At 71.4% G+C, this 24,947-nt stretch carries 23 protein-coding genes; 14 read left to right on the top strand and 9 right to left on the bottom strand.

From position 1 onward, the window contains the following. Positions 1-373: 373 nt before the first annotated feature. Positions 374-865 (top strand): SRPBCC family protein, encoded by a 492-nt coding sequence (locus ACQPZQ_RS34755; protein ID WP_433287965.1) that lies wholly within the window; start codon positions 374-376, stop codon positions 863-865. A gap of 272 nt (positions 866-1,137) precedes the next feature. On the opposite strand, the gene ACQPZQ_RS34750 is transcribed toward ACQPZQ_RS34755, so the two are convergent. Continuing rightward, the gene (locus tag ACQPZQ_RS34750) at positions 1,138-2,280 is read right to left on the bottom strand and encodes an acyl-CoA dehydrogenase family protein (protein WP_433287963.1); all 1,143 of its coding nucleotides are present in this window, start codon (positions 2,278-2,280) and stop codon (positions 1,138-1,140) included. A 55-nt stretch (positions 2,281-2,335) separates the two neighbouring features. Between ACQPZQ_RS34750 and ACQPZQ_RS34745 the strand changes: the two genes are divergently transcribed. After that, positions 2,336-2,917 carry a TetR/AcrR family transcriptional regulator gene (locus ACQPZQ_RS34745; RefSeq protein ID WP_433287961.1) on the top strand — a complete coding sequence of 194 codons (582 nt, stop codon included), beginning with the start codon at positions 2,336-2,338 and terminating at the stop codon, positions 2,915-2,917. 54 nt (positions 2,918-2,971) lie between these two features. Here ACQPZQ_RS34745 and ACQPZQ_RS34740 read toward each other — a convergent pair whose 3' ends face one another. The 3 genes from ACQPZQ_RS34740 to ACQPZQ_RS34730 form a co-directional block, all read right to left on the bottom strand. Continuing rightward, complete coding sequence (locus tag ACQPZQ_RS34740) at positions 2,972-3,253, bottom strand: metal-sensitive transcriptional regulator (protein WP_241039903.1); 282 nt, start codon at positions 3,251-3,253, stop codon at positions 2,972-2,974. Positions 3,254-3,450: 197 nt separating this feature from the next. Next, on the bottom strand, positions 3,451-4,698 hold the full coding sequence (ilvA, locus tag ACQPZQ_RS34735; protein WP_433299497.1) for a threonine ammonia-lyase IlvA: 1,248 nt from the start codon (positions 4,696-4,698) through the stop codon (positions 3,451-3,453). A gap of 49 nt (positions 4,699-4,747) precedes the next feature. After that, entirely contained in the window at positions 4,748-5,749 is a 1,002-nt protein-coding gene (locus ACQPZQ_RS34730) for a Gfo/Idh/MocA family protein (protein WP_433287958.1), read from the bottom strand. A 203-nt stretch (positions 5,750-5,952) separates the two neighbouring features. Between ACQPZQ_RS34730 and ACQPZQ_RS34725 the strand changes: the two genes are divergently transcribed. After that, positions 5,953-7,125 carry a glycosyltransferase gene (locus ACQPZQ_RS34725; protein ID WP_433287956.1) on the top strand — a complete coding sequence of 391 codons (1,173 nt, stop codon included), beginning with the start codon at positions 5,953-5,955 and terminating at the stop codon, positions 7,123-7,125. Positions 7,126-7,198: 73 nt separating this feature from the next. On the opposite strand, the gene ACQPZQ_RS34720 is transcribed toward ACQPZQ_RS34725, so the two are convergent. Beyond that, entirely contained in the window at positions 7,199-7,546 is a 348-nt protein-coding gene (locus ACQPZQ_RS34720; RefSeq protein ID WP_433287954.1) for a UBP-type zinc finger domain-containing protein, read from the bottom strand. A 116-nt stretch (positions 7,547-7,662) separates the two neighbouring features. On the opposite strand from ACQPZQ_RS34720, the gene ACQPZQ_RS34715 reads away from it, so the two are divergent. The 4 genes from ACQPZQ_RS34715 to fahA are packed head-to-tail and all read left to right on the top strand — an operon-like array spanning position 7,663 to position 12,605. After that, on the top strand, positions 7,663-8,625 hold the full coding sequence (locus tag ACQPZQ_RS34715) for an MBL fold metallo-hydrolase (protein ID WP_241039907.1): 963 nt from the start codon (positions 7,663-7,665) through the stop codon (positions 8,623-8,625). Then, entirely contained in the window at positions 8,622-10,241 is a 1,620-nt protein-coding gene (locus ACQPZQ_RS34710) for an FAD-dependent monooxygenase (protein WP_433287951.1), read from the top strand. Before ACQPZQ_RS34715 ends, ACQPZQ_RS34710 begins: the two co-directional genes overlap by 4 nt. After that, the gene (locus tag ACQPZQ_RS34705) at positions 10,216-11,415 is read left to right on the top strand and encodes a homogentisate 1,2-dioxygenase (protein ID WP_433287949.1); all 1,200 of its coding nucleotides are present in this window, start codon (positions 10,216-10,218) and stop codon (positions 11,413-11,415) included. The genes ACQPZQ_RS34710 and ACQPZQ_RS34705 overlap by 26 nt, the downstream gene beginning before the upstream one ends. Next, positions 11,355-12,605, top strand: a complete 1,251-nt coding sequence (gene fahA, locus ACQPZQ_RS34700) for a fumarylacetoacetase (RefSeq protein WP_433287947.1) — start codon at positions 11,355-11,357, stop codon at positions 12,603-12,605. The genes ACQPZQ_RS34705 and fahA overlap by 61 nt, the downstream gene beginning before the upstream one ends. Before the next feature lie 12 nt (positions 12,606-12,617). On the opposite strand, the gene ACQPZQ_RS34695 is transcribed toward fahA, so the two are convergent. Together ACQPZQ_RS34695 and ACQPZQ_RS34690 are read right to left on the bottom strand one after the other, a co-directional pair. After that, positions 12,618-13,250: a TetR/AcrR family transcriptional regulator gene (locus ACQPZQ_RS34695; RefSeq protein ID WP_433287945.1), complete on the bottom strand. Its 633-nt coding sequence runs from the start codon at positions 13,248-13,250 to the stop codon at positions 12,618-12,620. A 93-nt stretch (positions 13,251-13,343) separates the two neighbouring features. Next, positions 13,344-14,396 carry a LacI family DNA-binding transcriptional regulator gene (locus ACQPZQ_RS34690; protein ID WP_433287943.1) on the bottom strand — a complete coding sequence of 351 codons (1,053 nt, stop codon included), beginning with the start codon at positions 14,394-14,396 and terminating at the stop codon, positions 13,344-13,346. Positions 14,397-14,493: 97 nt separating this feature from the next. Here ACQPZQ_RS34690 and ACQPZQ_RS34685 point away from each other — a divergent pair, with 97 nt between their 5' ends. The 6 genes from ACQPZQ_RS34685 (at position 14,494) to ACQPZQ_RS34660 (ending at position 21,670) form a co-directional block, all read left to right on the top strand. Then, positions 14,494-15,702: an MFS transporter gene (locus ACQPZQ_RS34685; RefSeq protein ID WP_433287941.1), complete on the top strand. Its 1,209-nt coding sequence runs from the start codon at positions 14,494-14,496 to the stop codon at positions 15,700-15,702. 132 nt (positions 15,703-15,834) lie between these two features. After that, on the top strand, positions 15,835-16,164 hold the full coding sequence (locus ACQPZQ_RS34680) for a bifunctional 3-phenylpropionate/cinnamic acid dioxygenase ferredoxin subunit (RefSeq protein ID WP_241039914.1): 330 nt from the start codon (positions 15,835-15,837) through the stop codon (positions 16,162-16,164). Continuing rightward, entirely contained in the window at positions 16,161-18,584 is a 2,424-nt protein-coding gene (locus tag ACQPZQ_RS34675; RefSeq protein ID WP_433287939.1) for a GcvT family protein, read from the top strand. The genes ACQPZQ_RS34680 and ACQPZQ_RS34675 overlap by 4 nt, the downstream gene beginning before the upstream one ends. Continuing rightward, positions 18,581-19,711, top strand: coding sequence for an N-methyl-L-tryptophan oxidase (solA, locus tag ACQPZQ_RS34670; protein WP_433287937.1), 1,131 nt, complete (start codon positions 18,581-18,583; stop codon positions 19,709-19,711). The genes ACQPZQ_RS34675 and solA overlap by 4 nt, the downstream gene beginning before the upstream one ends. Continuing rightward, entirely contained in the window at positions 19,708-20,847 is a 1,140-nt protein-coding gene (locus ACQPZQ_RS34665) for an aromatic ring-hydroxylating oxygenase subunit alpha (RefSeq protein ID WP_433287935.1), read from the top strand. The genes solA and ACQPZQ_RS34665 overlap by 4 nt, the downstream gene beginning before the upstream one ends. A gap of 43 nt (positions 20,848-20,890) precedes the next feature. Then, on the top strand, positions 20,891-21,670 hold the full coding sequence (locus tag ACQPZQ_RS34660) for a class I SAM-dependent methyltransferase (protein WP_433287933.1): 780 nt from the start codon (positions 20,891-20,893) through the stop codon (positions 21,668-21,670). Positions 21,671-21,975: 305 nt separating this feature from the next. Here ACQPZQ_RS34660 and ACQPZQ_RS34655 read toward each other — a convergent pair whose 3' ends face one another. Further along, complete coding sequence (locus ACQPZQ_RS34655) at positions 21,976-23,034, bottom strand: esterase-like activity of phytase family protein (protein WP_433287931.1); 1,059 nt, start codon at positions 23,032-23,034, stop codon at positions 21,976-21,978. 183 nt (positions 23,035-23,217) lie between these two features. Between ACQPZQ_RS34655 and ACQPZQ_RS34650 the strand changes: the two genes are divergently transcribed. Beyond that, positions 23,218-24,111, top strand: a complete 894-nt coding sequence (locus ACQPZQ_RS34650; protein WP_433287929.1) for an endonuclease domain-containing protein — start codon at positions 23,218-23,220, stop codon at positions 24,109-24,111. A gap of 50 nt (positions 24,112-24,161) precedes the next feature. On the opposite strand, the gene ACQPZQ_RS34645 is transcribed toward ACQPZQ_RS34650, so the two are convergent. Then, positions 24,162-24,941 carry an IclR family transcriptional regulator gene (locus ACQPZQ_RS34645; RefSeq protein ID WP_433287927.1) on the bottom strand — a complete coding sequence of 260 codons (780 nt, stop codon included), beginning with the start codon at positions 24,939-24,941 and terminating at the stop codon, positions 24,162-24,164. Positions 24,942-24,947 lie beyond the last annotated feature (6 nt).

Here is a 24,947-nt window from a genome sequence, read left to right as displayed (position 1 = left end):
CTCGTCGGCATCCCGGATCGTCATCTGGCCGACGGAGCGGCTCGACGCCGTCCGCCGGGCGCCGCATCGGAGAGGCCGATCTAGCCCTGGCCAGGGATCGGGCGATCACCAGGCGCTGGATCTGGTTGGTGCCTTCGAAGATCTGCATGATCTTGAGGTGGCTTGGCTCACGCCCTGATCGAAGACAGCCGGATGCACGCTGAGCTGCGCATCAAGAGTCGAGGTCGCCCGCCGCTCCACCGCCTTGGGTTCAGCTCGACCGGAGTGAGCCGTCGAGGCGCGCGCTGGTGGCAACGGAACAGATATAAGACTGGGCTAATGTAGGCGATGTCGCTACAGTGCCTCTTCCACGAGGAACCTGGAGCACTCCGCCATGAAGCTCACCGTCTCGATCGAGATCGCCCTGCCGCGGGAGAGGGTGGCCCAGCTGCTCGCCGACTCCGCACACCTGCCGAAGTGGCTGCGCGGCATGGTGCTGCATGAGCCGGTGAACGGCATGCACGGGCAGGTCGGTACCGAATCGCGCGTCGTGATGCAGATGGGGCAGCAGAAGATGGAGTGCACCGAGACCATCACGCGCCGGGAACCGGCGAACCTGCACGGGATCCCGAGCGACAGCGTCGTTCACTTCGACCGCGAAATCGTCGCCAAGGGCATGTGGAACGGCGTGCGAGACCGACTGACTGAAGCCGGTCCGGAGGCGACCCTCTGGGCGCAAGAGAACGAATACCGGTTCAGCAGCTTGCCGATGCGACTGGTAGGGCCTTTCATGCGCGGTGCCTTCCGTAAGCAGTTGCAACAGCACATGCAGGACTTCAAGGCGTTCGCCGAGCAGGGAACGGACGTCCGCGAAGCGAAGGGCTGACCGCCTTCTGGGAGCTGATTCGCACTCTTCCCCCGTCGCCGCCGTCCTGCTCTCGCAGGGCGTATCGATCAAGGAACTTGCCGACTACCTCGGGCACGCCGATCCCGGCTTCACGCTTCGCACCGACACGCACCTCGTGCCGTCCAGCTACCAGCGCGCCGGGTCGCCGTTGACGGTGTCTTCGTCCCGACCACCGGCGAGAGCCCAGACGGCCTGACGGTGGCCTGATCATGGAACCAGCGGGGGAGGGTCAGAGCGGCAGGATCAATGATCTAGCCCCTGACCAGGGAGCGGGCGATCACCAGGCGCTGGATCTGGTTGGTGCCCTCGAAGATCTGCATGATCTTCGCCTCGCGCATGTAGCGCTCGACGGGGAAGTCGCGGGTGTAGCCGTAGCCGCCCAGGACCTGCACCGCGTCGGTGGCGACCTTCATGGCGGCGTCGGTGGCGACGAGCTTGGCGACGCTCGCCTGCCGGCTGTAGTCACGGCCTGCGTCACGGCGGCGGGCGGCGTCGAGGTAGGTGGCGCGGGCGGAGTCGACGGCGGCTGCCATGTCGGCGAGCACGAAGCCGAGGCCCTGGTGGTCGATGATCTTCTTGCCGAACGTGGTGCGCTCGTTGGCGTACGCCACGGCGGTGTCGAGGGCGGCGCGGGCGAGTCCGGTGGCGACGGCGGCGATGCCGAGCCGTCCCGAGTCGAGGGCCGCGAAAGCGATCTGCAGGCCCTGGCCCTCCTTCCCGATAAGCCGCTCGGGTTCGAGCACCGCGCCGTCCCAGTGCGCGGTCGTGGTGGGGATGGCGTGCAGGCCCATCTTCTCCTCGGGCCTGCCGAAGGAGAGACCGTCGGCCGTGCCGGGTGCGAGGAAGCACGACACGCCGCGTGGGCCCTCCGACGTGCGGGCGAAGAGCGCGTAGAAGTCGGCCTTGCCGCCGTGGGTGATCCACGCCTTGGTGCCGGTGATCCGGTAGCCGTTCTCCACCTTCTGGGCGCGGCAGGTGAGGGCGGCGGCGTCGGAACCCGCCTGCGGCTCCGACAGGCTGTAGCCGCCGATCAGCTCACCGGCGAGCATCCGCGGCAACCAGCCTTCCTGCTGCTCGGGTGAGCCGAAGGTGGCCAGCGGGAAGCACGAGAGCCCGTGCACGCTCACCGCGACGGCGACCGCTGCCCACCGCGCGCCGAGCTCCTCGAGGACCTGGAGATAGACCTCGTAGGGCTGGCCGCCGCCGCCCATCTCCTCGGGATAGGGCAGTCCCAGGAGCCCGGCCTGGCCCAGCGTCGCGAAGAGGCCGTCCGGATAGGTCTCGGCACGCTCGTGCTGTTCGACGCGGGTGGCGAGCTCCTTGTCGGCGAGCTCGCAGGTCAGTGCGAGCAGGTCCTCGGCCTCCTGGGTGGGAAGCAGCCGGTCGACGGCCATCGGGACTCCTAACGGTACTGAGATAGATACGTCAGTACCGTTTAGGATAGCCGCCATGTCGACCCCCGTCAGGCGTGGTGCGGCCCGCCGTGAGCAGCTTTTCGACGCGCTCGAGGAGCTGTTGCTGGCCGAGGGCTTCGCGCACTTCACCCTCGACGACCTCGCCGCGCGGCTGCACTGCTCGAAGCGCACCCTGTACGCGCTCGCGGGCAGCAAGGAGCAGTTGGTGCGTGCGGCGGTCGTGCACTTCTTCCGGGGTGCCACCGAGCGCGTCGAGGCCGCCCTGGCCGCGCAGAGCGACCCGCGCCGTCGTGTGGGCACCTACCTCGGCGCCGTCGCCACGGAACTGGCGCCGGCGTCGCCCCGCTTCGTCGAGGACGTCGCCGCTTTCCCACCCGCCGCGGAGGTGTACGCGCGCAACACCCGAGCCGCCGCCCGGCGCGTGCAACAACTGGTCGACGAGGGGGTGGAGGCGGGGGTCTTCCGTGACGTGCACACCGGGTTCGTGGCGGACGTCGTGACGTCGGTGATGGTGCGTATCCAGCAGCGGCAGGTGGCCGCAGCGACCGGACTGGACGACGCGGAGGCTTACGCGCGCCTCGCCGAACTCCTGCTGCACGGGCTCGGCGTCCCCTGACGAGCGGCACATCCGCCCTGGCCTACCGAGCGACCGTGCCGCTCGTCAGGGGGCTCAGGAGCGGACGAGCCGGGCGATCGCGTCGGACGCCTCACGCACCTTCTGGTCGGCCTCCTCGCCGCCCGTGGCCGCGGCCTGGACGACGCAGGTGGCGAGGTGCTCGTCGAGCAGCTCGAGCGAGAACGCCTGAAGGGCCTTCGTGGCGGCGGCGACCTGGGTGAGGACGTCGATGCAGTACTTGTCCTCCTCGACCATCCTCTGCAGGCCGCGGATCTGCCCCTCGATGCGGCGGAGCCGCTTGAGGTAGGCGTCCTTGTCGCTGCTGTAGCTGGCCATGCCGCCGAGGCTACACCCCCAGGGGGTACTCGGACCAGGAGGCGCAGTGGCGAGCCCGCGGCCGCGGAGCCCCCCTCGGTTCCGCGGCCGTCGAGCCGGCCCGATACAGTTCGTACCGCAATTGACCCCGCCCGTCACGGTTGTCGGGGGTCGCAAGATGAGACAGTCCCTCGGCTGGGGGAGTCGCCGGCCAGGGGTCAGACGAGGAACCTGTAGGCCGTGGTGCCCGGCGCCACCAGCTGAATCTTCAGCGGGCTCGCCTCCATCCGCTTCCACAGCGGCTCGTACCCGTCGCGGTCGGACAGCTCGATCCCGCAGAGCGCTGCGCCGGTCTCGCGATTGTCGCGCTTGACGTACTCGAACAGCACGATGTCGTCGTCGGGACCGAGTACCTCGTCGAGGAAGCGGCGCAGCGCGCCCGGCTCCTGCGGGAACTCGACGAGGAAGTAGTGCTTGAGCCCGCGGTGCACCAGCGAGCGTTCCACCACCTCGGCGTAGCGGCTCACGTCGTTGTTCCCGCCCGACAGCAGACACACGACTGTGTCGTCGTGGCGGACGTCGAGCCCGTCGAGGGCGGCCGTGGCCAGCGCGCCCGCGGGTTCGGCGATGATGCCGTCGACCTGGTAGAGGTCGAGCATCTCGGTGCAGACGCGTCCTTCGGGGACGCTCCTCAGCTCGGCTCCGCAGTCGCGCACCAGCGGGAAGCTCACGTCGCCGACCCGGCGCACCGCGGCGCCGTCGACGAACGAGTCCAACTCGGGCAGCACGGTGGGGGCGCCGGCAGCCAGTGCGGCGGCCATGCTCGCGGCGCCTGCCGGCTCCACACCGACGATCCGGACCTCCGGGTGGTGCGCGGCGAACCAGCCGCCCACTCCGGCGAGCAGCCCGCCGCCGCCGACCGGCACCACGACGACGTCGGGTGCGCGCCCGAGCTGAGCGACGATCTCGATGCCGACCGTGCCCTGACCGGCGATGGTGCGCGGGTCGTCGAATGCGGGCACGACGGTGGCGCCGGTGCGGACGGCGTAGTCGGAGGCCGCCGCGGCCGCCTCGTCGTACGTGTCGCCGCCGACGACGAGCTCGACGGCGTCGCCGCCGAGCGCCGCGATCCGCTCGCGCTTCTGCCGCGGCGTGGTGCTCGGGACGTGCACCCGACCGTGGATCCCGAGCTGCCGGCAGGCATACGCCACGCCCTGGCCGTGGTTGCCCGCGCTGGCACAGACGGCGCCGGCAGCGCGCTCATCGGCATCGAGCTGGGCCAGGAGGTTGTACGCACCGCGCAGCTTGTACGAGCGTCCGACCTGGAGGTCTTCACGCTTCAACCACACCTGGGCGCCAATGGCGGTGGTCAGGCGTTCGTTGTGCAGCAGCGGGGTCTGACGGGCGACGCCGGTGAGCCTGGTGGCCGCGGCGTCGACGTCGGCGGCGGAGAACACCTGGTCAATCCTCCCCCTGTGGCGCGTCACACGTGTCAGGAGGGTCGGCTCGCCGCTCTCAGAGGTGAGTGCGGGGCCGCGGCGGGAGCCCTGCCGCGCCGTAGCAGGCGTCGATGAGCTCGGCCGTGGCCACGGCGTCGTCGGCGTCGGTGGACACCGGCTCGCCCCCGCGCAGGTGACCGGCGAAGGCCTCCAACTGGTAGGCGTAGGACGGGCGGCGGCCCAGCTCCTCGACGCGTTCGGCGCCGCCGGCCGTCACGGTCACGCGGTCGTCGCGGTGGGGCAGCACGAAGTTGGCGGCGCTCACCTCGCCGCGGCTGCCGATGATCCGGGCGGTCATGCGGAGGTCCGCCGCCGTCATCGAGCAACGGACGGTGCCCGTGGCTCCGCCGGGGAAGTCGAGATCCGCATCGAGCCACTCGTCCACGCCGGTGTTGCCGGCGCGCTCGCCCGCCCGGGCGGCCACCACCCGGGGTTCGCCGCCCGCCAACGGCGCCAAGGCCCGGTGCATGTGCAGCCCGTAGCAGCCGACGTCCATCGTCGCGCCGCCTGCCAGCGGGAACGACCACCGCAGGTCCCCCGCAGGGGGCGGCGGGATCATCATGTCGATCTCGACACGGCGCAGGTCGCCGATCTCCCCGGACGCGAGCACGTCGAGCAGTCGCCGTGCCACCGGGTGGTACAGGTAGTGGAAGCCCTCCATGACGACCACTCCCGCGCGGGCGGCGGCGTCGCGGACCTCGCGGGCCTCCGCGGCGTCACTGGCCGAGGGCTTCTCGGTGAGCACGTGCTTGCCCGCCGCGATCGCCGCGAGGTTCCACGGCCCGTGCAGCCCGTTGGCCAGCGGGTTGTAGATCGCCTCCACCTCGGGGTCGGCGACCACGTCGGCATACGAGTCGAGCACCCGCTCGACGTCGTGCTCGGTCGCGAAGGCCTTCGCCCTGGCCTGGTCGCGCGCGGCGACCGCCACCAGCCGGGCGCCGGTGAGACGGGCGGGTTCGACGATCGCGGCGGCGGCGATGCGTGCGGCGCCCAGGACGCCGATCCGGAGAGGTTCCACGTCCTTGATCCTGCCTCGACGTCGGGTTCACCTCGCCACGGACCCGCGGCTGATGTCGTCGCCGCGATATCCGGTATCTCTTCCGGATTTCGCACCGACGACCGATAACGGCCCTTTGCGTCGCTGTTCGGAAAATGTGGAGGACTGTTTTCTCTGCGCTTCGTCGCGTTATGGTTGCCGCCGCAATCCCGGCGGGGGGAAGAATGCGGGTTCTGCTGACGAGTCTTCCGGTCTACTCCCATCTGGTGCCGATGATGGTTCCGGTGGCACAGGCGCTTCGGGCGGCGGGGCACGAGGTGGCGGTCGCCACCGGTGCCGCGATGGCACCGCACCTCGAGCGGGCCGGGCTGCCGCACCTGGCGCTGCCGCGGATGCGCACGATGGAGGACCTGCGTCGCATCTCGTTGCAGCCCGATGGCACGCCGACGCGCGAGGCCGCCGCGCAGGGGCCTGGCGAGGCGGTCGGCCGGATGTTCGCCGGCGCCACCGCTGTGCGCGCGGCGAGCGACATGCTGGAGGTGGCGCCGGCATTCGGGCCGGATCTCGTGGTGCGGGAGTGCGGGGAGTTCGGCGGTCATCTGCTCGCCGAGACGCTCGGACTGCCCTGCGCAACCCTGGACATCGGGCCGCTGGGGCCGGTAGCCGATCCGGGCCTGCTCCCCGCGCTGAACGAGGCGCGGGCTGCGGTCGGCCTTCCTGCGCTCGACGACGTATCCGCACTGACCCGCGAGCCCTGGTTCAGCTGGATGCCCGGGTCGTGGTATCCGGACACGTCGCACGGCGCCCCCCGCTGCTATCGCGCGCCCGCCCCGCAAACGGACGAGGCGCTCGATCCGGCGATCGTGAGCCTCCCGTCGGACCGCCCGTTCGTGCTGGCCGCCCTGGGTTCCGTCAGCTCCGCGACGCTGACCCCCGAGGCGTCGCCGCTGCCCCGCATCGTCGACGCCCTCGCCACTCTGCCCTGCACGGCGGTGGTCGCTCTGGGATCGGGCGTGGATCCGTCCGCGTGGACCGGGTCGCGGCCCCCCAATGTGCATTTGACGTCGTTCGTGCAGCAGTCGCTGCTCCTGCCCGCCTGCGATCTCTTCCTGAGCCACGTCGGCGCCAACGGTGTTCGCGAGGCGTTGGCCGCCGGGGTTCCGATAGTGGCGATGCCGCTGTTCGCGGAGCAGCCGCTCAATGCGCAGCGGCTGGCTGACCTCGGCCTCGGTGTATCCGTCGACAAGAACTCCGATGCGACGACGGTGGCGGCGGCCTGCCGGAAGGTTCTGGAGGATCCCGCGTTCCGGCTGAGCGCCCATGGCTTTCAGCGCAAGATCCTCGGGCTCCCCGGCATCGACCGGATGGTGGCGGATCTGGCCGCCATGGTCGCCTGAGGGCCCCGTGCGCAACCGGAATCGGGTGCCCCCGGGCACTGAGACGGGGGCGGCACCCGGTTCTGCCGGTGACTCAGTGGATGTGCTCGCGCCAGTCCGCGGGCACGCGTTCGGCCGGGCCGGGCACGCTCTGGTCGAGCGGGCGGTGCTCCGGGTGGGCGAGCTCGGGACCGTCGAGCATCTCCTTGCTCCGGTAGTCCCAGTACCAGGACTCGCCGGGCTCGAAGGTGCGGACGTACGGGTGCCCGGTGGCGCGGAAGTGTGCGGTGGCGTGCTGGGCGGGCGAGGTGTCGCAACACCCGACGTGGCCGCACTGTGCGCATCGCCGCAGGTGTACCCACCAGCCCCCGACCTCGTCGCACTCGGCGCAGCCCGTGCCGCTCGGTGCGATGGCGGGATCGATTCCGTTCTGTGCGGACATGCGCATCTCCTTCTTATGGCTGACGTGCCCATCATGGCCGGGTGGAGGGTTCCGGTGGGGACCCGACCCGGGTACCGTCCCAATTGATCAAAGCTTTGATCGAAAGGGAGGCGTCAATGGCGACGAAACCATTCGCATCGTCCGCGGACCTGTCGGCGAAGGAGCAGACCCTCGAGGTGCTCGCCGACGGCGTATACGCGCTGACCGCTCAGGGCGACCCCAATATCGGCGCCATCGAGGGGGAGGACTTCCTCGTCTGCTTCGAGGCACTCGCCACCCCCGTCGCGGCGCGGAAATGGTTGGCCCGGCTACGCGAGCACACCGACAAGCCAGTGCGCTACCTCGTGCTGAGCCACTATCACGCCGTGCGCGTGCTCGGCGCCTCCGCGTTCGACGCCGAGATCATCGTGGCTCACGAGAAGACCAGGGCGCTGGTCGCGGAGCGGGGCAAGGAGGACTGGGAGAGCGAGTTCGCGCGGATGCCGCGCCTCGCCGACGGCGCCGACTCCGTGCCCGGGCTGACCTGGCCCACCCTCACGTTCTCCGACCGGATGACGATCGACCTCGGCGGCGAGCGGGGCGACCTGGTGCTGCAGTACTGCGGTCGTGGGCACACCGAGGGCGACATCGTGGCCTGGCTGCCGCGGCACCGGATCCTGTTCGCCGGCGACCTCGTGGAGGCCGAGGCGGCCCTCTACACCGGCGACGCGTTCCACCGCGAGTGGTCGACCACCACGCTCGACCGGGTCGCGGCCCTCGGGGCGGAGATGCTGGTCGGCGGGCGCGGGGGCGTGAGCCGCGGGACGTCCGCAGTCGGATCGGCCATCGACCAGACGCGGTACTTCCTGCAGGTGCTGATCCGCGAGGTCACCGGCGTGCAGCGGCGCGGCGGCACCCTCAAGGACGCGTTCGAGCGCAGCCACAACGCGCTCGTCGACCAGTACGGGCACTGGCCGATCTTCGAGCACTGCCTCCCGTTCGACGTCTCCCGTCTGTGGGACGAGCTGTCCGGCGTGGAACGCCCGATCATCTGGACGGCCGAGCGGGACCGAGAGGTCTGGGACCAGCTCCAGTCATGAACGGGCGGGCGGGCGGCGATGTGGTGGTCGTCGGGAACGGGCCGGTCGGTCAGACCGCCGCGTTGCTGCTCGCTCGCTGGGGCGTGCGCACGGTGGTGCTGGACCAGCGGCCCGCCCGCGACCACGTCGGCTCGAAGTCGATCTGCCAGCAGCGCGACGTCCTCGACATCTGGGACGCCGTCGGCGCCGGGGCGCGGATCGCGGCCGAGGGCGTCACGTGGACCACCGCGCGGACGTTCCACCGCGGCGCGGAGTTGTTCAGCCACACCTTCGTCGACGCGGGCCGCTCGCCGTTCCCGCCATTCGTGAACATCTCGCAGTCGCGCACCGAGGAGATCCTCGACGAGTGCGTCGCCGCGCAGCCGCTGATCGAGGTGCGGTGGGGGCAGCGGGTCGTCGCGCTCCGGCAGGATGCCGGCGGGGCCGAGCTGACCTGCGACGACGGCACGCGCGTGGACGCATCGTTCGTCGTGCTGGCGGCCGGGGCGCGCTGCGACGAGCTGCGCGATCTGCTCGGCGTCACATTCGACGGGCATTCCTTCGACGACCGCTTCCTCATCTGCGACATCCGCACCGACCTGCCCGAGCGGGCGAGCGAGCGGCACTTCCACTTCGACCCGGAGTGGAATCCCGGCCGTCAGGTGCTCGTGCATCCCTGCCCGGACTCGACGTTCCGCATCGACTGGCAGGTGCCCGCGGAGTTCGACCTCGACGCCGAGGTGAGCTCGGGCGCCCTGGATCGGCGGATCCGCGCGGTGATCGGGGACCGTCCCTACGAGGTGGTGTGGCAGTCGGTGTACCGCTTCCACTCCCGCTGCGTCGATCGGATGCGCGTCGGGCGCGTTCTGCTCGCCGGCGACGCCGCGCACCTGGTGTCCCCGTTCGGGGCCCGGGGCCTCAACTCGGGGGTGCCCGACGCCGAGAACGCGGCCTGGAAGATCGCGTTCGTCCTGCGGGGCTGGGCGCCGGAGGAACTGCTGGAGAGCTACCACCAGGAGCGCCACGCCGCCGCACGGGAGAACCTCGCCGTCACCACCGCGACGATGGACTTCCTCGTGCCGCGCACCCCCGAGCAGGCAGAGCACCGCCGCGACGTGCTCTCCCGCTCCGCTGCGGATCCGACCGCTCACGCGCTCGTCGACTCGGGACGGCTCGCGGAGGCGTTCTGGTACGCCGACTCACCGCTGACGACGCCCAGTTCCGCCCGTCCGTTCGCCGGGCGTCCGGCGCGCGGGACCGCACCGGCTCCGGGCCCTGGAATCCTGGTCCCCGACGGCGTATGGGACGGCTCGCACCGCTTCCGGACGCTCGCCCGCAACGGGTTCCTGCTGCTCACGATGCCCGGCGCCGACGTGGCGGCGGCGCGTGAGGCCGCACAGAGTGTGTCGGCGCCGGTGCGTGTGCTGGAACTCGCAGCCGGGGACCCGACGGGTGTACTGACCGGGGCACTGGACGCGCGGCCCGGAGAGGTCTGGGTGGTGCGGCCCGACGCGCACGTCGCCGCTGTGCTGGAGCGACCGTCGTCGGCCACCATCGTGGATGCACTGCACCGCGCGCTGGCGATTGTCATGGACCGGGAGGAGAACGAACATGGCGTACTACCGACGGTCCGGTGAGGTGCCGCCCAAGCGGCACACGCAGTTCCGGACGCCCGACGGCGGGCTCTACTACGAGGAGCTGATGGGGGAGGAGGGCTTCTCGTCGGACTCCTCGTTGCTCTACCACCGCAGCATTCCCTCGGCGATCGTCGACGCGAGCCCGTGGGAGCTCCTGGGCGTCGACACCACGCCGAACCACCCGCTGGTTCCACGGCACCTGAAGCTGCACGACCTGTTTCCGGGCGAGGACTGGAAGGCGGTGGACGCCGTGATCGGGCGGCGTCTCGTGCTCGGCAACGCCGACGTGCGGATCTCGTACGTCGTCGCGGGGGAGTCGTCGCCGCTGTACCGCAACGCGCTCGGCGACGAGTGCGTGTACGTCGAGTCCGGGGCGGCCACCATCGAGACGGTGTTCGGGGTCCTGGACGTGCGGCAGGGCGACTACGTGATCCTTCCGCGGTCCACCACGCACCGCTGGGTGCCCGTCGGCTCCGGGCCGCTGCGCCTCTACGTCATCGAGGCGAACTCGCACATCGCCCCGCCCAAGCGTTACCTGACGCGCTTCGGTCAGCTGCTGGAGACCGCGCCGTACTGCGAGCGCGACCTGCACGGCCCGGGCGAGCCGCTGATCGTCGAGGGCACGGACGTCGAGGTGCTGGTGAAGCACCGGGGCAGCCGGGGGATCACGGGCACGCGGTACGTCTACCCGACCCACCCCTTCGACGTGGTCGGCTGGGACGGGTGCCTGTACCCGTACACGTTCAACGTCTCCGACTTCGAGCCGATCACGGGCCGGGTGCACCAGCCGCCGCCCGTACACCAGGTGTTCGAGGGCGACGGGTTCGTGATCTGCAACTTCGTGCCGCGAAAGGTGGACTACCACCCGTTGTCGATACCCGTGCCGTACTACCACTCCAATGTGGACTCCGACGAGGTCATGTTCTACTGCGGCGGGAGCTACGAGGCCCGCAAGGGTTCGGGCATCGGGCAGGGCTCGATCTCGCTGCACCCCGGCGGCCACAGCCACGGCCCGCAGCCCGGGGCGTACGAGCGCAGCATCGGAGTGCAGGAGGTCGACGAGCTCGCCGTCATGGTCGACACGTTCCGGCCGTTCGAGCTCGGTGAGGGCGGATGGGCGTCCGAGGACCCGGGCTATCCCTGGACGTGGTCGGGACGGGGACCAGGCGCGTGATCGAACTACCCGGGAGCACGCTCTTCGGCGCGGCGAACCTCCCCTACGGCGTGTTCTCCGTGCCCAGAGACCCCCGCAGGCGCGTCGGCGTCGCGATCGGTGACCACGTGCTCGACGTCGTCCCCTTGGCGGAGTCGGGCGGGGCCACCGAGCTGGTGTCGCTGCTCGCGGCCCCCACGCTCAACCCGCTGCTGGCCGCTGGGCGTCGCACGTGGACGGAGCTGCGCGAGCGTCTCGTGGAGTGGGTCCACGGACCCGCGGACGCGGTACGGCCCCATCTGCTGGCGGCCGACGACGTGCAGCTGCACCTGCCCGTCGACGTCGGGGACTACGTCGACTTCTACTCCAGCGAGCACCACGCCAGGAACGTCGGACGGATCTTCCGGCCCGGCTCCGAACCGCTCTCGCCGAACTGGAAGCACCTCCCCATCGGCTACCACGGGCGCACCGGGACGATCGTGGTGTCCGGCACCGACATCGTCAGGCCGAAGGGGCAGCGCCGGGGCGACGACGGACCGGAGTTCGGGCCCTCGACGCGGCTCGACATCGAGGCCGAGGTCGGGTTCGTCGTGGGCACCGGCACGCGGGTCGGCGAGTCGGTCGCGGTGGGCGACTTCGCCGAGCACGTGTTCGGGATGTTCCTGCTCAACGACTGGTCAGCGCGTGACATCCAGTCGTGGGAGTCCACGCCGCTCGGGCCGTTCCTCGGCAAGTCGTTCGCCACGTCCGTCTCGCCGTGGGTGGTGCCGCTGGACGCACTGGAGGCCGCCCGTGTCGCGCCGCCGCCGCGTGACCCACCGTTGCTGCCCTACCTGCGCGACGTCGACGAGCGGGGGCTGGATCTGGAGCTGGAGGTGGCGCTCAACGGCCATGTGGTCTCCCGCCCGCCGTTCGCCACCATGTACTGGACTGCCGCGCAACAGCTCGCGCACCTGACTGTCAACGGGGCCTCGCTGCGTCCGGGGGACGTCTTCGCGAGCGGCACCGTGTCCGGGCCGGAGAAGGAGCAGCGGGGCTCGCTGCTGGAGCTGAGCTGGGGAGGGTCCGAGCCGATCACGCTGGCCGACGAGAGCACTCGCACGTTCCTCGAGGACGGGGACGAGGTCGCGATCACCGGCACCGCGCCCGGCACGGCAGGCACCCGCATCGGCCTGGGCGAGGTCCGCGGCCGCATCCTCCCCTCCCGCTGACGCGGCGAGCCGTCAGGTCAGGAGGGTTCGGGCCGTCTGTTTCCAGAGGGGGAGATGGGGGTCGGTGCTCGGGTCGCGGTGTTCCAGTGCGTAGGCGAGCCCGACCCCGCGCATGCTCGTGAACAGCAGGTCGCGAACCTCCGGATAGCGCGGGTGGGCGACGAGCTCCGGTCCGTAGAACCGGTCGAGCCCGCCCTTGATGGCCGCGCCGATCTCCCGCTCGTGGACGAGGAGCGCGGCGCGCAACTCCTTGTTGGTGCGCGCCGCCGTCCACAGCTCCACGGCCGCCCAGAAATGCGGTTCGGAGAAGGCCTCCCACATCAGTTCGATGGCGCGGTCCAGCCGTTCGGCGCCGGTCAGTCCGCCCGCGAGGCTCTTGATCCGTTCGCCGTTGCGCCGCAGCCGCTGAGTGGACAGGTGCTGGGACGCCGCGACGAGCAACTGCTCGCGTGACGGGAAGTGGTGCAGCAGCCGGCCGCGGGACACTCCGGCCCGGGCCTGGATCTGCAGGGTGGTCGCACCGGCATATCCGGATTCGACGAGGCAGGCGACCGCCGCGTCGAGGATCTGGGCGCGGCTGGCCGCCGTGCGCTCGTCGCGACGCCCGCGCGGCGCGGGCGACGAAGCATCGGCGGAGGCGCTCATGGTCCGCGAGGATATGTCTCGCGCCGGATGACGTGTGCGCGAGCACCGTATTCGGTATACGTCGGACGTTCCGGCGCACGGCGCCAGCGGGTGTCAGGTCGGGGGCGGGCCGCTCGTCGTGCCGATTCGCAGCGACACCGGCAGCGTCAGGTCCGGCGGCCGTCGCCCCTCGACGAGCTCCATCGCGGCCTCGGCGGCGGCGCGGCCCTTCTCGTCGGTCGGCTGCACCACCGTGGTGAGGCGGGTGACACCCAGCCAGGGCAGGTCGGCACCATCGAACCCCACGACGCTGACGTCCTCCGGCACCCGCAGACCCAGCTCCTTCGCGGCCTGCAGCACGCCGGCGGCGAGCACGTCGCTCTGCGCGATCACGGCGGTGGGGCGCCGGTGCGCCGGAACGTCCAGCAGCACGCGCCCCGCCGCGGCCCCCTCGTCGACGGCGTTGCTGGCCGTCTCGAACGCGGGCACCGGTCCGAAGACGTCCTCCACGCCCTCCAGCCGGTGCCGCACGTCGCGATAGTGGGCCCGGGCCCGGCGGGCGGCGTCGACGGGGCCGCAACGGCCGTCGAGGCGAAGGGGCATCGAAAGTATCTCGACCCGGCGGTGGCCGATCTCGTGCAGGTGCCGGGCGAGGTCACGGGTGCCGCGGCGGTCGTCGATGTCGATGAGAACGACGCCCTCCATCTCCGGGCCCTCGACGACGACGAGTGGCACGCCCCGGGCCCGCAGCCGATCGAGCGCGGGATCGTCCTCGAGCCCACAGGTGGCGAAGATCGCGGCGTCGAGCGGGATGCGGCCGATCTGCTCGATGGAGGGGCGCCCTGCGTCGCCTGCGAGCAGTAGCAGCCCGACGCCGTGCGAGCCGAGCACACCGGTGATCCCGTCCAGCAGTTGGACGGCCACGGGGTCGCGGAAGGCGTACAGCAGTCGCTCGCCGACGAACGCGCCGATGACCCCGCTGCGGCCGCGGCGCAGCGAGGCGGCCAGCGGGTCGGGCCCGGCGTAGCCGAGTTCGGCCGCGGCGCTCAGCACCCGCTCCCGGGTGCCGGACGTCACCCGTGGGCTGCCGGAGAACGCCAGCGACGCGGTGGAGGGCGAGACGCCGGCGCGCGCCGCGACGGATGCGAGCGTCGGGCGGGTGGACACCCTCGAACGGTAACGGGGCCACTCGATTACAGGTTGAACCCGCCCGGGTGACCCGCGTACGGTGTCGTCGATCGAATCGATTCGACAAGGAGTGCATGTGACGACGACCGGGGCCCCGCCCGCCGCCGCCGAGGTCCTTCGTGCCCGTACCGCCGTCGTCGTCGCGTTCGCCGCGAACGGGCTCGCGTTCGCGTCGTTCATCTCCCGCACGCCCGCGATCCGGGACGTGCTGGGGCTGACGGCGGGGCAGTTGGGCCTGCTCCTGCTGTGCCTGTCCGCCGGTGCCGTCGCGGGGTTGCCGCTTTCGGGACCGATCGTCCACCGGCTCGGTCCGGGTCGCGCGGTGCTCGCGGGAGCCCTGTCGGAATGTCTCGGACTGGCCCTGCTGGTCGTCGGGCTGTTCACCGGGTCGGTCGCTCCGGCGGCGATCGGGCTCGTGTTCGCCGGGTTGGGCACGGGGGTTTGGGACGTCGCGATGAACGTCGAGGGTGCCGACGTCGAGCGCAGGCTCGGTCGCTCGCTCATGCCCCGGCTGCACGCAGCGTTCAGCCTCGGCACCGTCACCGGTGCCGGCCTGGGAGCCGCATCGGCCGCGCTTGGCGTGCCCGTCGCGGTGCAGATCATGGTCATCGTCGCGCTGCTGCCGGCGGTGGTCACCGTCGCCACCCGGCGGTTCCTGCCCGGCCAGGTGGCCACCGCGGAGGAGAAGGCCGCGGGTGCGGGGGTCCTCGCCGCGTGGCGTGAGCCGCGCACGCTCCTCGTCGGGCTGCTGGTGCTCGGGTTCGCCTTCACGGAGGGCTCGGCCAACGACTGGATCGCCATCGCGTTCGTCGACGGCTACGGCTCCGGCGAAGCGGTCGGGGCCGTAGCCTTCGGGTTCTTCGTCAGCGCGATGACGATCGGGCGGCTGGTCGGCGGATCCGCGCTCGAACGGTTCGGGCGAGTCGCCGTGCTTCGCGCGACCGCCGCGATCGCACTCGCCGGCCTTCTTCTCGTGGCGCTCGGCGGCTCCACGCCCGTCGCCCTCTGCGGGGCCCTGCTCTGGGGGATCGGCGCCTCGCTCGGCTTCCCCGTCGGGATGAGCGCGGCTGCGGACGACCCGGCCCGCGCGGCCGCGCGTGTCTCCGTGGTGAGCTCGATCGGCTACACGGCGTTCCTGGCCGGGCCGCCGTTGATCGGCCTGCTGGCCGAGCACGCCGGCATCCTGCGCGCCCTGTTCGTGGTGCTGGGCGCTCTGGTTCTGGGCTTGCTGGCCTCGGGTGCCAGCCGCCCGCTGCCCCTAACAGAGTCCAGCAGCGCCCGCTGACCGGGAACCTGACCGAACCGCCAGGTTACGGTCATTTTTCACAGCCTTCCGGGCCTTGACGTTGCCGGTTTGGCAGCGAACTCTGTTGCGCGTCGTGCACCACGTTTCGCACAGCGCTTCGGGAGACTCCCCATGATCCACGTCTGCCCGCTCACCGATCTTCCGCGCGGAAGTGCCCGCCGCCTCCCGCTCGACCCGCCGGTCTCGGTGTTCCACACCAGCGACGGCGAGCTCTACGCGATCGATGACACCTGCACCCACCAGGATGCCTCGCTCGCCGACGGTTGGCTCGAGGGTTGCGAAGTCGAGTGCCCGTTACATGCGGCGATATTCGATCTGCGCACCGGAGAACCCGACGGTCTCCTCGCTCGCGAACCGGTCCGCACCCACCGAGTCGTCATCGAGAACGACGCCGTGTACGTCGTCCTCGCCGGGTCCGACGAGCTAGAAGCCGCGTCGTGAGCGCCTCCCCCCGAGTGGTCGTCATCGGGGCAGGCGTCGTCGGCGCCGCGGTCGCCGACGAGCTCACCGCGCGCGGCTGGACCGACGTCACCGTGCTCGACCAGGGCACACTCCCGCTGCCGGGCGGGTCGTCATCGCACGCTCCGGGCCTGGTGTTCCAGACCAACCCGTCGAAGACCATGGCCGGCTTCGCCCGCTACACGGTCGAGAAGCTCTCCGCGCTGGCCGGGCCGGACGGATCGTGGTGCTTCAACGCCGTCGGCGGCCTGGAGGTCGCCACCACGCCCGAGCGGCTGGCCGAGCTGCGCCGCCGGCACGGTTTCGCCACGAGCTGGGGCATCGAGTCGCGGCTCGTCGGCCCGGACGAGTGCGCAGCCATGCACCCGCTCGTCGACGCCGGCCGGGTGCTCGGCGGGTTCCACACCCCCACGGATGGTCTGGCCAAGGCGCCGCGGGCGGTGGCTGCTCAGCTCGCCCGCGCCACCGAACGCGGTGCCCGGGTGCTCGGCAACCACCGGGTGCTCGACGTGCTGTCGGAGAAGGGTCGCGTCACCGGCGTGCGCACCGATCGCGGCGACGTCCCCGCCGATCTCGTGGTCTCCGCCACCGGGTTCTGGGGGCCGAAGACCGGTGCGCTGGTGGACCTCACGATCCCGCTGCTGCCGATGGCCCACCAGTACGTGACGACCACACCCGTCGCCGCGCTGGCCGGACGGAACACGGAAGCCGCCGAGGCGAGCGCGCCGATCCTGCGTCACCAGGATCGCGATCTGTACTTCCGTGAGCACGTCGACCGCGTCGGCATCGGCTCCTACGCCCACCGCCCGATGCCGGTGGACCTCGACGCGCTGCCTGCGGAAGGCATGCCGAGCGTACTGAGCTTCACACCCGAGGACTTCACGCCGTCCTGGGCCGACGCACGCGAGCTGCTGCCCGCGCTGCGTGACGCCGAGATCGACACCGGCTTCAACGGCATCTTCTCCTTCACCCCCGACGGGATGCCGCTCATCGGCGAGCACCCGGGACTGGCCGGCTTCTGGGTGGCCGAGGCGGTCTGGGTCACCCACTCCTGCGGCGTCGGGCAGGCGCTCGCGCGCTGGCTCGTGGACGGAGAGCCGGGCGTCGACCTGCACGAATGTGACCTCAACCGGTTCGAGGAGGCACAGCTCGCGCCGTCCTACGTCAGCACCCGCAGCGCGCAGAACTTCGTGGAGGTCTACGACATCCTGCATCCACTGGAGCCGCCGGCACAGCCGCGGCCGTTGCGGGTGAGCCCGTTCCACGCCCGGCAGGTGGAGCTCGGGGCCGTGTTCCTGGAAGCCGCGGGCTGGGAGCGGCCCCATTGGTTCGAGGCCAACGCCGGCCTGCCGGAGGTTGCCCGCATCCCGGAGCGCGGCGCGTGGGCGTCGCGGTTCTGGTCGCCGATCGCGGGGGCCGAAGCGCTCGTCACGCGCGACCGCGTGGCGATGTACGACATGACCTCGCTCAAGCGGCTCGAGGTCAGCGGCGCTGGTGCGCTGGATCTGCTGCAGCGGCTGACCACCAACAACCTCGACAAGAAGCCGGGCGCCGTGACGTACACGCTCCTGCTGGAACCCTCCGGCGGCGTGCGCAGCGACCTCACCGTCGCGCGGCTGGGCGAGCAGCGGTTCCAGGTCGGCGCCAACGGCAACCTGGATCTCGACCGGCTCACCCGCGAGGCGGGCGACGACGTCGTCATCCGCGACATGACCGGCGCCACCTGCTGCATCGGGCTGTGGGGACCGCGAGCCCGGGACGTGCTGGCGTCGGTCACCTCCGATGACGTCTCGCACGCCGGGTTCGGCTACTTCCGGGCCCGCAGCATCCACGTGGACGCCGTGCCCGTCACCGCGATGCGGCTCTCGTACGTCGGCGAGCTTGGCTGGGAGCTCTACACGAGCGCCGAGCTCGGGTTGCGGCTGTGGGACGTGCTGTGGGAGGCCGGGCAACGCCACGGCGTGATCGCGGCGGGCCGCAGCGCGTTCAACTCGCTGCGGCTGGAGAAGGGCTACCGCAGCGCCGGCACCGACATGACCACCGAGCACGACCCGTACGAGGCCGGGCTGGGCTTCGCGGTGCGCCCTGGCGACTACGTCGGCAGCTCCGCGATCGCGGGGCGCGAGACTCCCGCCCGGCGGCTCGTACCGCTCCTGCTCGACGACCCTGCGCACGTCGTCATGGGCAAGGAGCCGGTGTGGCATGCCGGCACGCCCGCCGGGTACGTCACCAGTGCGGCCTACGGCTACACGATCGACGCGAGCATCGCCTACGCGTGGTTGCCGGCGGCCGCCGCCGAGCCCGGCACTCCGGTGCACGTGGAGTACTTCGGCGAGCGACTACCGGCGGTGGTGGCCGCCGAGCCCCTCTTCGACCCCGAGATGAAACGGATCCGTTCATGACCAGCTACGACGTGATCGTGGTCGGGCTCGGCGGGATGGGCTCGGCCGCGGTCCGGCACCTCGCCGCCCGGGGCAAGCGCGTGCTCGGGCTGGAGCGGTTCACTCCCGCCCACGACCGGGGCTCGAGCCACGGGGGCTCGCGGATCATCCGGCAGTCCTACTTCGAGGACCCCGCGTACGTCCCGCTGCTGCTGCGGGCCTACGAGCTGTGGGTCGAGGCCGAGAAGGAGGCCGACGCCGACCTGCTCACCCTCACCGGCGGCCTCTACCTGGGGCCGCCGGACAGCACGACGTTCGCCGGCAGTCTCCGGGCGGCGCAGGAGTGGGACCTGCCGCACGAGGTGCTGGAGCCCGACGCCGTGCGGGCCCGCTTCCCGACGTTCGCCCCGGCCGCCGACGAGCTGGCCGTGTTCGAGGAGCGTGCGGGCTTCGTCCGTCCCGAGGCGGCCGTGGCCGCACACCTGGAGCTCGCTGCCCGAGACGGCGCCGACCTACGGTTCGGCCGGCAGGTGCTCTCCTGGGACGCGACGAGCGACGGCGTGTGCGTCCGCACCGCCGAGGACGAGCACCGCGCGGAACGCCTTGTGATCTCACCAGGAGCCTGGGCGCCCACGGTGCTCGCCGACCTCGGCCTGCCGCTGCGCGTCGAACGCCAGGTGCAGTACTGGTTCGCCCCGCCCGGGGGCGTCGAGCCCTTCGCCGGCAACCCCGTCTACGTGGCAGAACAAGCCGGGGGTGCGCAGATCTACGGCTTCCCCGCGATGGACGGCCCGGACGGCGGCGTGAAGGTCGCGTTCTTCCGCCGCGGCCGCGACACCGACCCGGACGCACTCGACCGCGTGGTCACCGACGCCGAGGTGCAGGAGATGCGTGCCCGCGTCGGCGACACCCTGCCCGGGCTCGTCGGACCGGTGCTGCGGACCGTGCCGTGCATGTACACCACCACGCCCGACGAGCACTTCGTGATCGCCACCCACCCCGAGCACGCCAACGTCACCGTGGCCTGCGGGTTCTCGGGGCACGGTTTCAAGTTCGTGCCGGTCGTCGGGGAGATCCTCGCCGACCTCGCCACCACCGGGGCCACGGCCCACCCGATCGCCCTCTTCGACCCGCGGAGGTTCCCATGACCGTCTCCACGACTCACGGTCCGCCGCCCACCACGCAGCCGTCGCTCATCCCCACGCTTCCCGGCTCGGCCTATACCGACCCGTCGGTCTTCGCCGCCGAGCAGGAGCGGATCTTCGAACGCCGCTGGACGTGCGTCGCGTACGCGGCCGACCTCGCCACCCCCGGCGCGTTCCGCACCGTGACGGTGGGCCGGGAGAGCGTCGTGCTCGTCCGGGGCCGCGACGGTGCGGTGCGCGCGTTCCTCAACGTCTGCCGCCACCGCGGCGCCCGGCTGTGCACGGAGGAGTCCGGGCAGCTGCGCCGCAACCTGCAGTGCCCGTATCACGCGTGGACCTACGACCTCGCAGGCAAGCTCGTCGCGGCGCCGAACCTGACGTCCATGCCCGACGTCGACCGCGACGAGTACGGGCTGCTGGCCGTGCACCTGCGGGAGTGGCTGGGCTACGTGTGGATCTGCCTGGCCCCCGAGCCGCCGTCGTTCGAGGCCGACGTGCTGGGCGAGGTCGTCACCCGGCTCGGAGACATCACGGCGATCGACAGCTACGGCGTCGAGCACCTGGCGCTGGGCAGGCGGATCACCTACGACGTCGCGGCCAACTGGAAGCTGATCGTCGAGAACTTCATGGAGTGCTACCACTGCGCGACGATCCACCCGGAGCTCACGGAGGTGCTGCCGGAGTTCGCCGACGGGTACGCGGCGCAGTACTACGTGGGCCACGGCGCCGAGTTCGGCTCGGAGATCTCCGGGTTCACGGTCGACGGGAGCGCGGGCGCCGAGCGGCTCCCGGGCGTCACCCCCGACCAGGACCGCCGCTACTACGCGATCACGATCAAGCCGCAGGTCTTCGTCAACCTGGTGCCCGACCACGTGATCGTGCTCCGCATGACCCCGCTCGCCGCCGACCGCACGGTGGTGGAGTGCGACTGGCTGTTCGCCCCGGACGTGGTGGCGAGCGGGCGTGACCTCGGCCCGTCGGTGGAGCTGTTCCACCGCGTCAACGCCCAGGACTTCGCCGCCTGCGAGCGCACGCAGCCGGGGATGAGCAGCCGCGCCTACCGGAAGGGCGGCGTGCTCGTGCCCAGCGAGCACCACATCGGACAGTTCCATACATGGGTGACCGACCAGCTGGCGTGAGCCCGGCTGGTTCGAGGTGCTCGCGGCACGGAAGGGTAACCGCGTGCGACACGAGGAACGGCAACGTCACCGGTCGTCGTTCGGTGCAGCGGCCGTCGCCTACGCCGAGCACCGCCCGGACTACGCGCAGGACGCGGTGCGGTGGGCGCTGGGGCCTGCGCCGGGCCCGCGCGTGCTGGACCTCGGCGCCGGCACCGGCAAGCTCACCGCCACCCTGGTGGCGCTGGGCGTCGAGGTCATCGCGGTCGAGCCCGACCCCGCGATGCTCACCGAGCTGCGCCACGCGCTGCCTGATGTCCGTGCCCTGCAGGGGAGTGCGGAGGCGATACCGCTGCCGGACGCGTCCGTCGATGCCGTGCTGGCCGGGCACGCCCTGCACTGGTTCGACATGGCCGTCGCCGGGCCTGAGATCGCCAGGGTCCTCAGACCCGGCGGCATCCTGGCCGGCCTGTGGAACGTCGTCGACAACCGGGTCGACTGGGTTTCCGCACTCGAGCGGGTCAGCGGGAGCGCGGCCATCGGCCCGCGTGACACGCTCAGCACCTGGCGCGCCGAGACAGCGGACGCGCACCTTCCCGGCCCTGGCGTGAGCGCCCGGTTCGGCTCGCCGGAGCAGGCCGAGTTCCCGCACGGGCAGCGCCGCACCGTCGACTCCCTCGTCGCGGCCCTCGCGACGAGGGCGGGGGTGCTGGTCATGCCGGAGCAGGAACGAGAGGCCACGCTCGGGCGGATCCGCGCTTTCCTCGCGAGCCGACCGGAGACCGCCGGCGGCGAGTTCACCCTCCCGATGCTGACCGGCGTGCTGCGCGTCCGGCCGCTGTGAAGTCGATAGTCGTAAGGAGCTGACGACGCCGCTGCCCCGCGACCGACTCCACGAGGTGACCGGGCGGATGGCGGCAGATCGTCGCGATGAGGACGGTAGCGGTGTGCTGCTGTACCTGATCGTGCAGTTCGTCGCGTTCGGCGGCGGTCCTCCGCGCTGCTCGACCGGGCTCCCGCCGCCGTCGGCGCAGCGGGCTGGTCCGACGGCGCTCGGGTCGATCGGGCGGCCCTCGCCGCGACCCGGGCTACGCCGACCAGGCCCACCTCACCCGTGACTTCGCTGCCGTCTTCAGGGAGCCGTCCCCGCTAGCGCTTCGGGAGGGTCGCCGTCAGCGAGTACAGGCGGGTGATCTGGACGGGGTTCTCATTGTCGTCGCTGACCAGCAGCAACCGCAGGCGTCCGCCGCCCTCGTGCCGGGTGACGGCGATCCCCTCGATGTTGTCCAGCAGCGGGTTGGGCTGCGGCTGCTTGGCGGTGGCGCCGAGGGTCGGGCACTTCCCGATGTCCGCCAGCAGCGTCTTGCCGATCAGATGGATGTCCGTCTGCGGCGTGAGGTTCTCGACCTTGCCGACGTCGGTGGCTCCGCGCGGGTCGGCGAGGTAGAGACGGACCGTGTTGCCGACGCCCTCGGTGAAGCCCCGCTCCAGCACGAGCAGCCTGCCGTCGCCGGTCGCGGCGATGTCGGAGATGCCGAGGCCGGGGTCGCCGCGGTAGGCGTACTGGGCGCCGAGCGTGAAGTTCGCCTTCGGGTTCGGGCGGGTCCAGGTCTGGAAGCGGTGGAGGTCGGGCTCGTCACCGCTGAGCGGGCCCTCCATCGAGGCGATCAGGGTGCGGTCACCGGGCTGCATGGTCAGGCCCTCGAACGTCAGGTTCGTGGTGGCGCGCCCGGCGGGCGCCACGCGGAGGGCGTCCGGGACGGGGAGGCTGCCGGCGATGAGATGCCCGTCGCGGTCGTAGCGGCGGATGGACGGCTCGACCTCGGACGTGATGAGCCGGGTGCCGTCGGCATCCACGACGATGGCCTCGGAGTCGAGCGGCTTGCCGTTCTCGTCCGCCAGGGGCACCACCTTGGTGGGCTTCTTCGTGCGCCCGTCGAGGTTGAACAGCGACGAGCGGTCGCCGAGCGCGAGGATGCTGCCGTCCGTGTCGACCGTGAGCGCGGAGAAGTTCCCGACGAAGGTGTTGTCGAACGTGGTCTTGTTCAGCGCGTCGGAGAACGAGTTGATGGTCACCGACGGCGAGCACGCGTGGCTGCCGCCTGCCGCTTCGACGTCGGCCCGCGCCGGTGCGGCCGGTCCCGCGACGGTGACGAGGGCGACCACAGCGGGCACAGCGGCGAGGACGAATGCTGATCGCAAGCGCACGACGACACGCTAGGGGACGATCACCCCCCGTGACGTCCGGCTGTGATCCATGCCGCGCAGAGGCGTGTGCGTGAGATCGACTTCAGCGCTGGGATCTCGCTGGGAAACAGCACTGACGTCCAGTTCACAGCCGTTTTTCTGATACGGCCACGGGCGCCGCCTGTTGTTCGCGATGCTCTCTCCGTGTCGAGCGTTCCGTCGCCCGGTGCCCACACACCGTGGTGGCCCACCGTCTTCCGCGGGTCGGTCGCCGTGCGGGCCGGGCTCGTGACGAAGGCCGAGCTACGCGGCCGCACGTATGTCCGCGTCTTCCCCGACGTCTACGCGGCCGCCTCTGCACACCCGCTGGACCCATTGCTTCGTGCCCGCGCCGCCTTCCTGCTCGCCGGGGGCCGTGGAGTGGTGTCCGGGTACTCGGCGGCCGAGATGCTCGGTGCCTCGTGCGGCCCGCAAGGTGCACCGGTGGAGCTGACGGTGCCCGGAAGTGACGCGCGCTCGCACCCCGGCCTGCTGCTGCATCGTGACCACCTGGCCCGTGACGAGGTGCAGCGGTGCGCGGGGGTGCTCGTCACGACGTCGCTGCGGACCGCGTACGACCTGGCACGGTGGCAGGACCCCGTGGAGGCGGTGGTCGCCATCGACACATTGGCGAACCGCGGCCGGTTCGCACCAGAGGAGGTCCTGCGGCTCGCCGCCCGTTATCCGCGGGCCCGTGGCCGCACCGGCCTGCCACGTGCCGTCGGGCTGTCGGACGCGCGCGCCGGCTCGCCCATGGAGTCGCGACTGCGTCTCGTGCTGGTGCTGCGCGGACTGCCCGCACCCGAGGTGCAGTACCCGGTGCTCGACGATCGCCGCCGCAGGGCGGTGTGGCTCGACATGGCGTACCCGGAGCACCGAATCGGCATCGAGTACGAGGGCGCGGACCATGGCAGCCGGGACGGAGTTCTGCGCGACGTGAGCCGGTACACGGCGCTGGTGGACCGGGGTTGGCGGATGTACCGCTTCAGCAAGTACGAGGTGTACGGCGAACCCGACGAGATCGCCGCGAAGATCCGGCGGGCGCTCGACCGGGCATGAGATCGACATCAGCGCTGGTCTCGCGCCGAGAGACAGCCCTGGTGTTCAGCTCACGGCTTGAACCAGCCCATCCTCCTGCTCATCTCCGATGCCGCTGTTCGGAGGGGCGTGGCCAGCTCCTTCAGGCGGGTGGTGTCCATGCGGTAGGCGGGGCCGCTCACGGTCAGCGCTGCGATCACCTGGCCCGCGCGGTCGCACACCGGTGCCGCCGCGGCGTTGAGACCGATCTCGTACTCCTCGACGGCCACGGCGAGTCCGGTTTCGCGCACCTGCGCGAGCTCGGCGTCGAGCATGCTGAGGGAGGTGATCGTGTTCGGGGTGACCGCCTCCATCCCCGCCTCGGCGAGCAGTTCGGCCCTGCGCTCCGGGTCGAGGTGGGCGAGAAGCACCTTCCCGCTCGAGGTGCAGTGCAGCGGCGTGAGCCGGCCGATCCAGTTGTGGGTGGCCACAGTGGACGGGCCCATCGCCTGGTCGATGTTGACGACCCAGTGTGACTGGAGCACGGCGATGTTGATCGTCTCGCCCAGGTCGGCGGCCAGTTGCTCGTACACCGGGCGGCCCTGGCGGGTGACCTCGAGGCGGTCGGAGACGGCCCCTGCCAGCGGGATCAGTCCGAACCCGAGGCGGTATTTGCCACGGTCGGTGGCCTGCTCCACGAGGCCATGGCCTTCGAGGGCGCCGAGTAGCCGGAACGCCGTGGACTTGTGGACGTCGATCTCCGCTGCCACCTCGCTGACGCCCGCCTCGCCCAGCCGAGCCAGTATTTCCAGGACGCTTATCGCGCGGTCCACGGACTGGATCCCGCCGTCTCGACCCCCTGTGTTGCTCATAGCGAA

It is taken from the genome of Pseudonocardia sp. CA-142604, from assembly GCF_050948475.1.
Lineage (GTDB): Bacteria > Actinomycetota > Actinomycetes > Mycobacteriales > Pseudonocardiaceae > Pseudonocardia > Pseudonocardia alaniniphila.
Note: the sequence above shows the minus strand (reverse complement) of the source record. Positions and strands in the feature narration are given on the sequence as shown.

Excerpts from the sequence above, each read along its gene's own strand:
- ACQPZQ_RS34755 (WP_433287965.1), top strand. The coding sequence starts at position 374 with ATGAAGCTCACCGTCTCGATCGAGATCGCCCTGCCGCGGGAGAGGGTG.
- ACQPZQ_RS34750 (WP_433287963.1), bottom strand. The coding sequence starts at position 2,280 with ATGGCCGTCGACCGGCTGCTTCCCACCCAGGAGGCCGAGGACCTGCTC.
- ACQPZQ_RS34745 (WP_433287961.1), top strand. The coding sequence starts at position 2,336 with ATGTCGACCCCCGTCAGGCGTGGTGCGGCCCGCCGTGAGCAGCTTTTC.
- ACQPZQ_RS34740 (WP_241039903.1), bottom strand. The coding sequence starts at position 3,253 with ATGGCCAGCTACAGCAGCGACAAGGACGCCTACCTCAAGCGGCTCCGC.
- ACQPZQ_RS34725 (WP_433287956.1), top strand. The coding sequence starts at position 5,953 with ATGCGGGTTCTGCTGACGAGTCTTCCGGTCTACTCCCATCTGGTGCCG.
- ACQPZQ_RS34720 (WP_433287954.1), bottom strand. The coding sequence starts at position 7,546 with ATGTCCGCACAGAACGGAATCGATCCCGCCATCGCACCGAGCGGCACG.
- ACQPZQ_RS34715 (WP_241039907.1), top strand. The coding sequence starts at position 7,663 with ATGGCGACGAAACCATTCGCATCGTCCGCGGACCTGTCGGCGAAGGAG.
- ACQPZQ_RS34710 (WP_433287951.1), top strand. The coding sequence starts at position 8,622 with ATGAACGGGCGGGCGGGCGGCGATGTGGTGGTCGTCGGGAACGGGCCG.
- ACQPZQ_RS34705 (WP_433287949.1), top strand. The coding sequence starts at position 10,216 with ATGGCGTACTACCGACGGTCCGGTGAGGTGCCGCCCAAGCGGCACACG.
- fahA (WP_433287947.1), top strand. The coding sequence starts at position 11,355 with ATGGGCGTCCGAGGACCCGGGCTATCCCTGGACGTGGTCGGGACGGGG.
- ACQPZQ_RS34695 (WP_433287945.1), bottom strand. The coding sequence starts at position 13,250 with ATGAGCGCCTCCGCCGATGCTTCGTCGCCCGCGCCGCGCGGGCGTCGC.
- ACQPZQ_RS34680 (WP_241039914.1), top strand. The coding sequence starts at position 15,835 with ATGATCCACGTCTGCCCGCTCACCGATCTTCCGCGCGGAAGTGCCCGC.
- solA (WP_433287937.1), top strand. The coding sequence starts at position 18,581 with ATGACCAGCTACGACGTGATCGTGGTCGGGCTCGGCGGGATGGGCTCG.
- ACQPZQ_RS34665 (WP_433287935.1), top strand. The coding sequence starts at position 19,708 with ATGACCGTCTCCACGACTCACGGTCCGCCGCCCACCACGCAGCCGTCG.
- ACQPZQ_RS34645 (WP_433287927.1), bottom strand. The coding sequence starts at position 24,941 with ATGAGCAACACAGGGGGTCGAGACGGCGGGATCCAGTCCGTGGACCGC.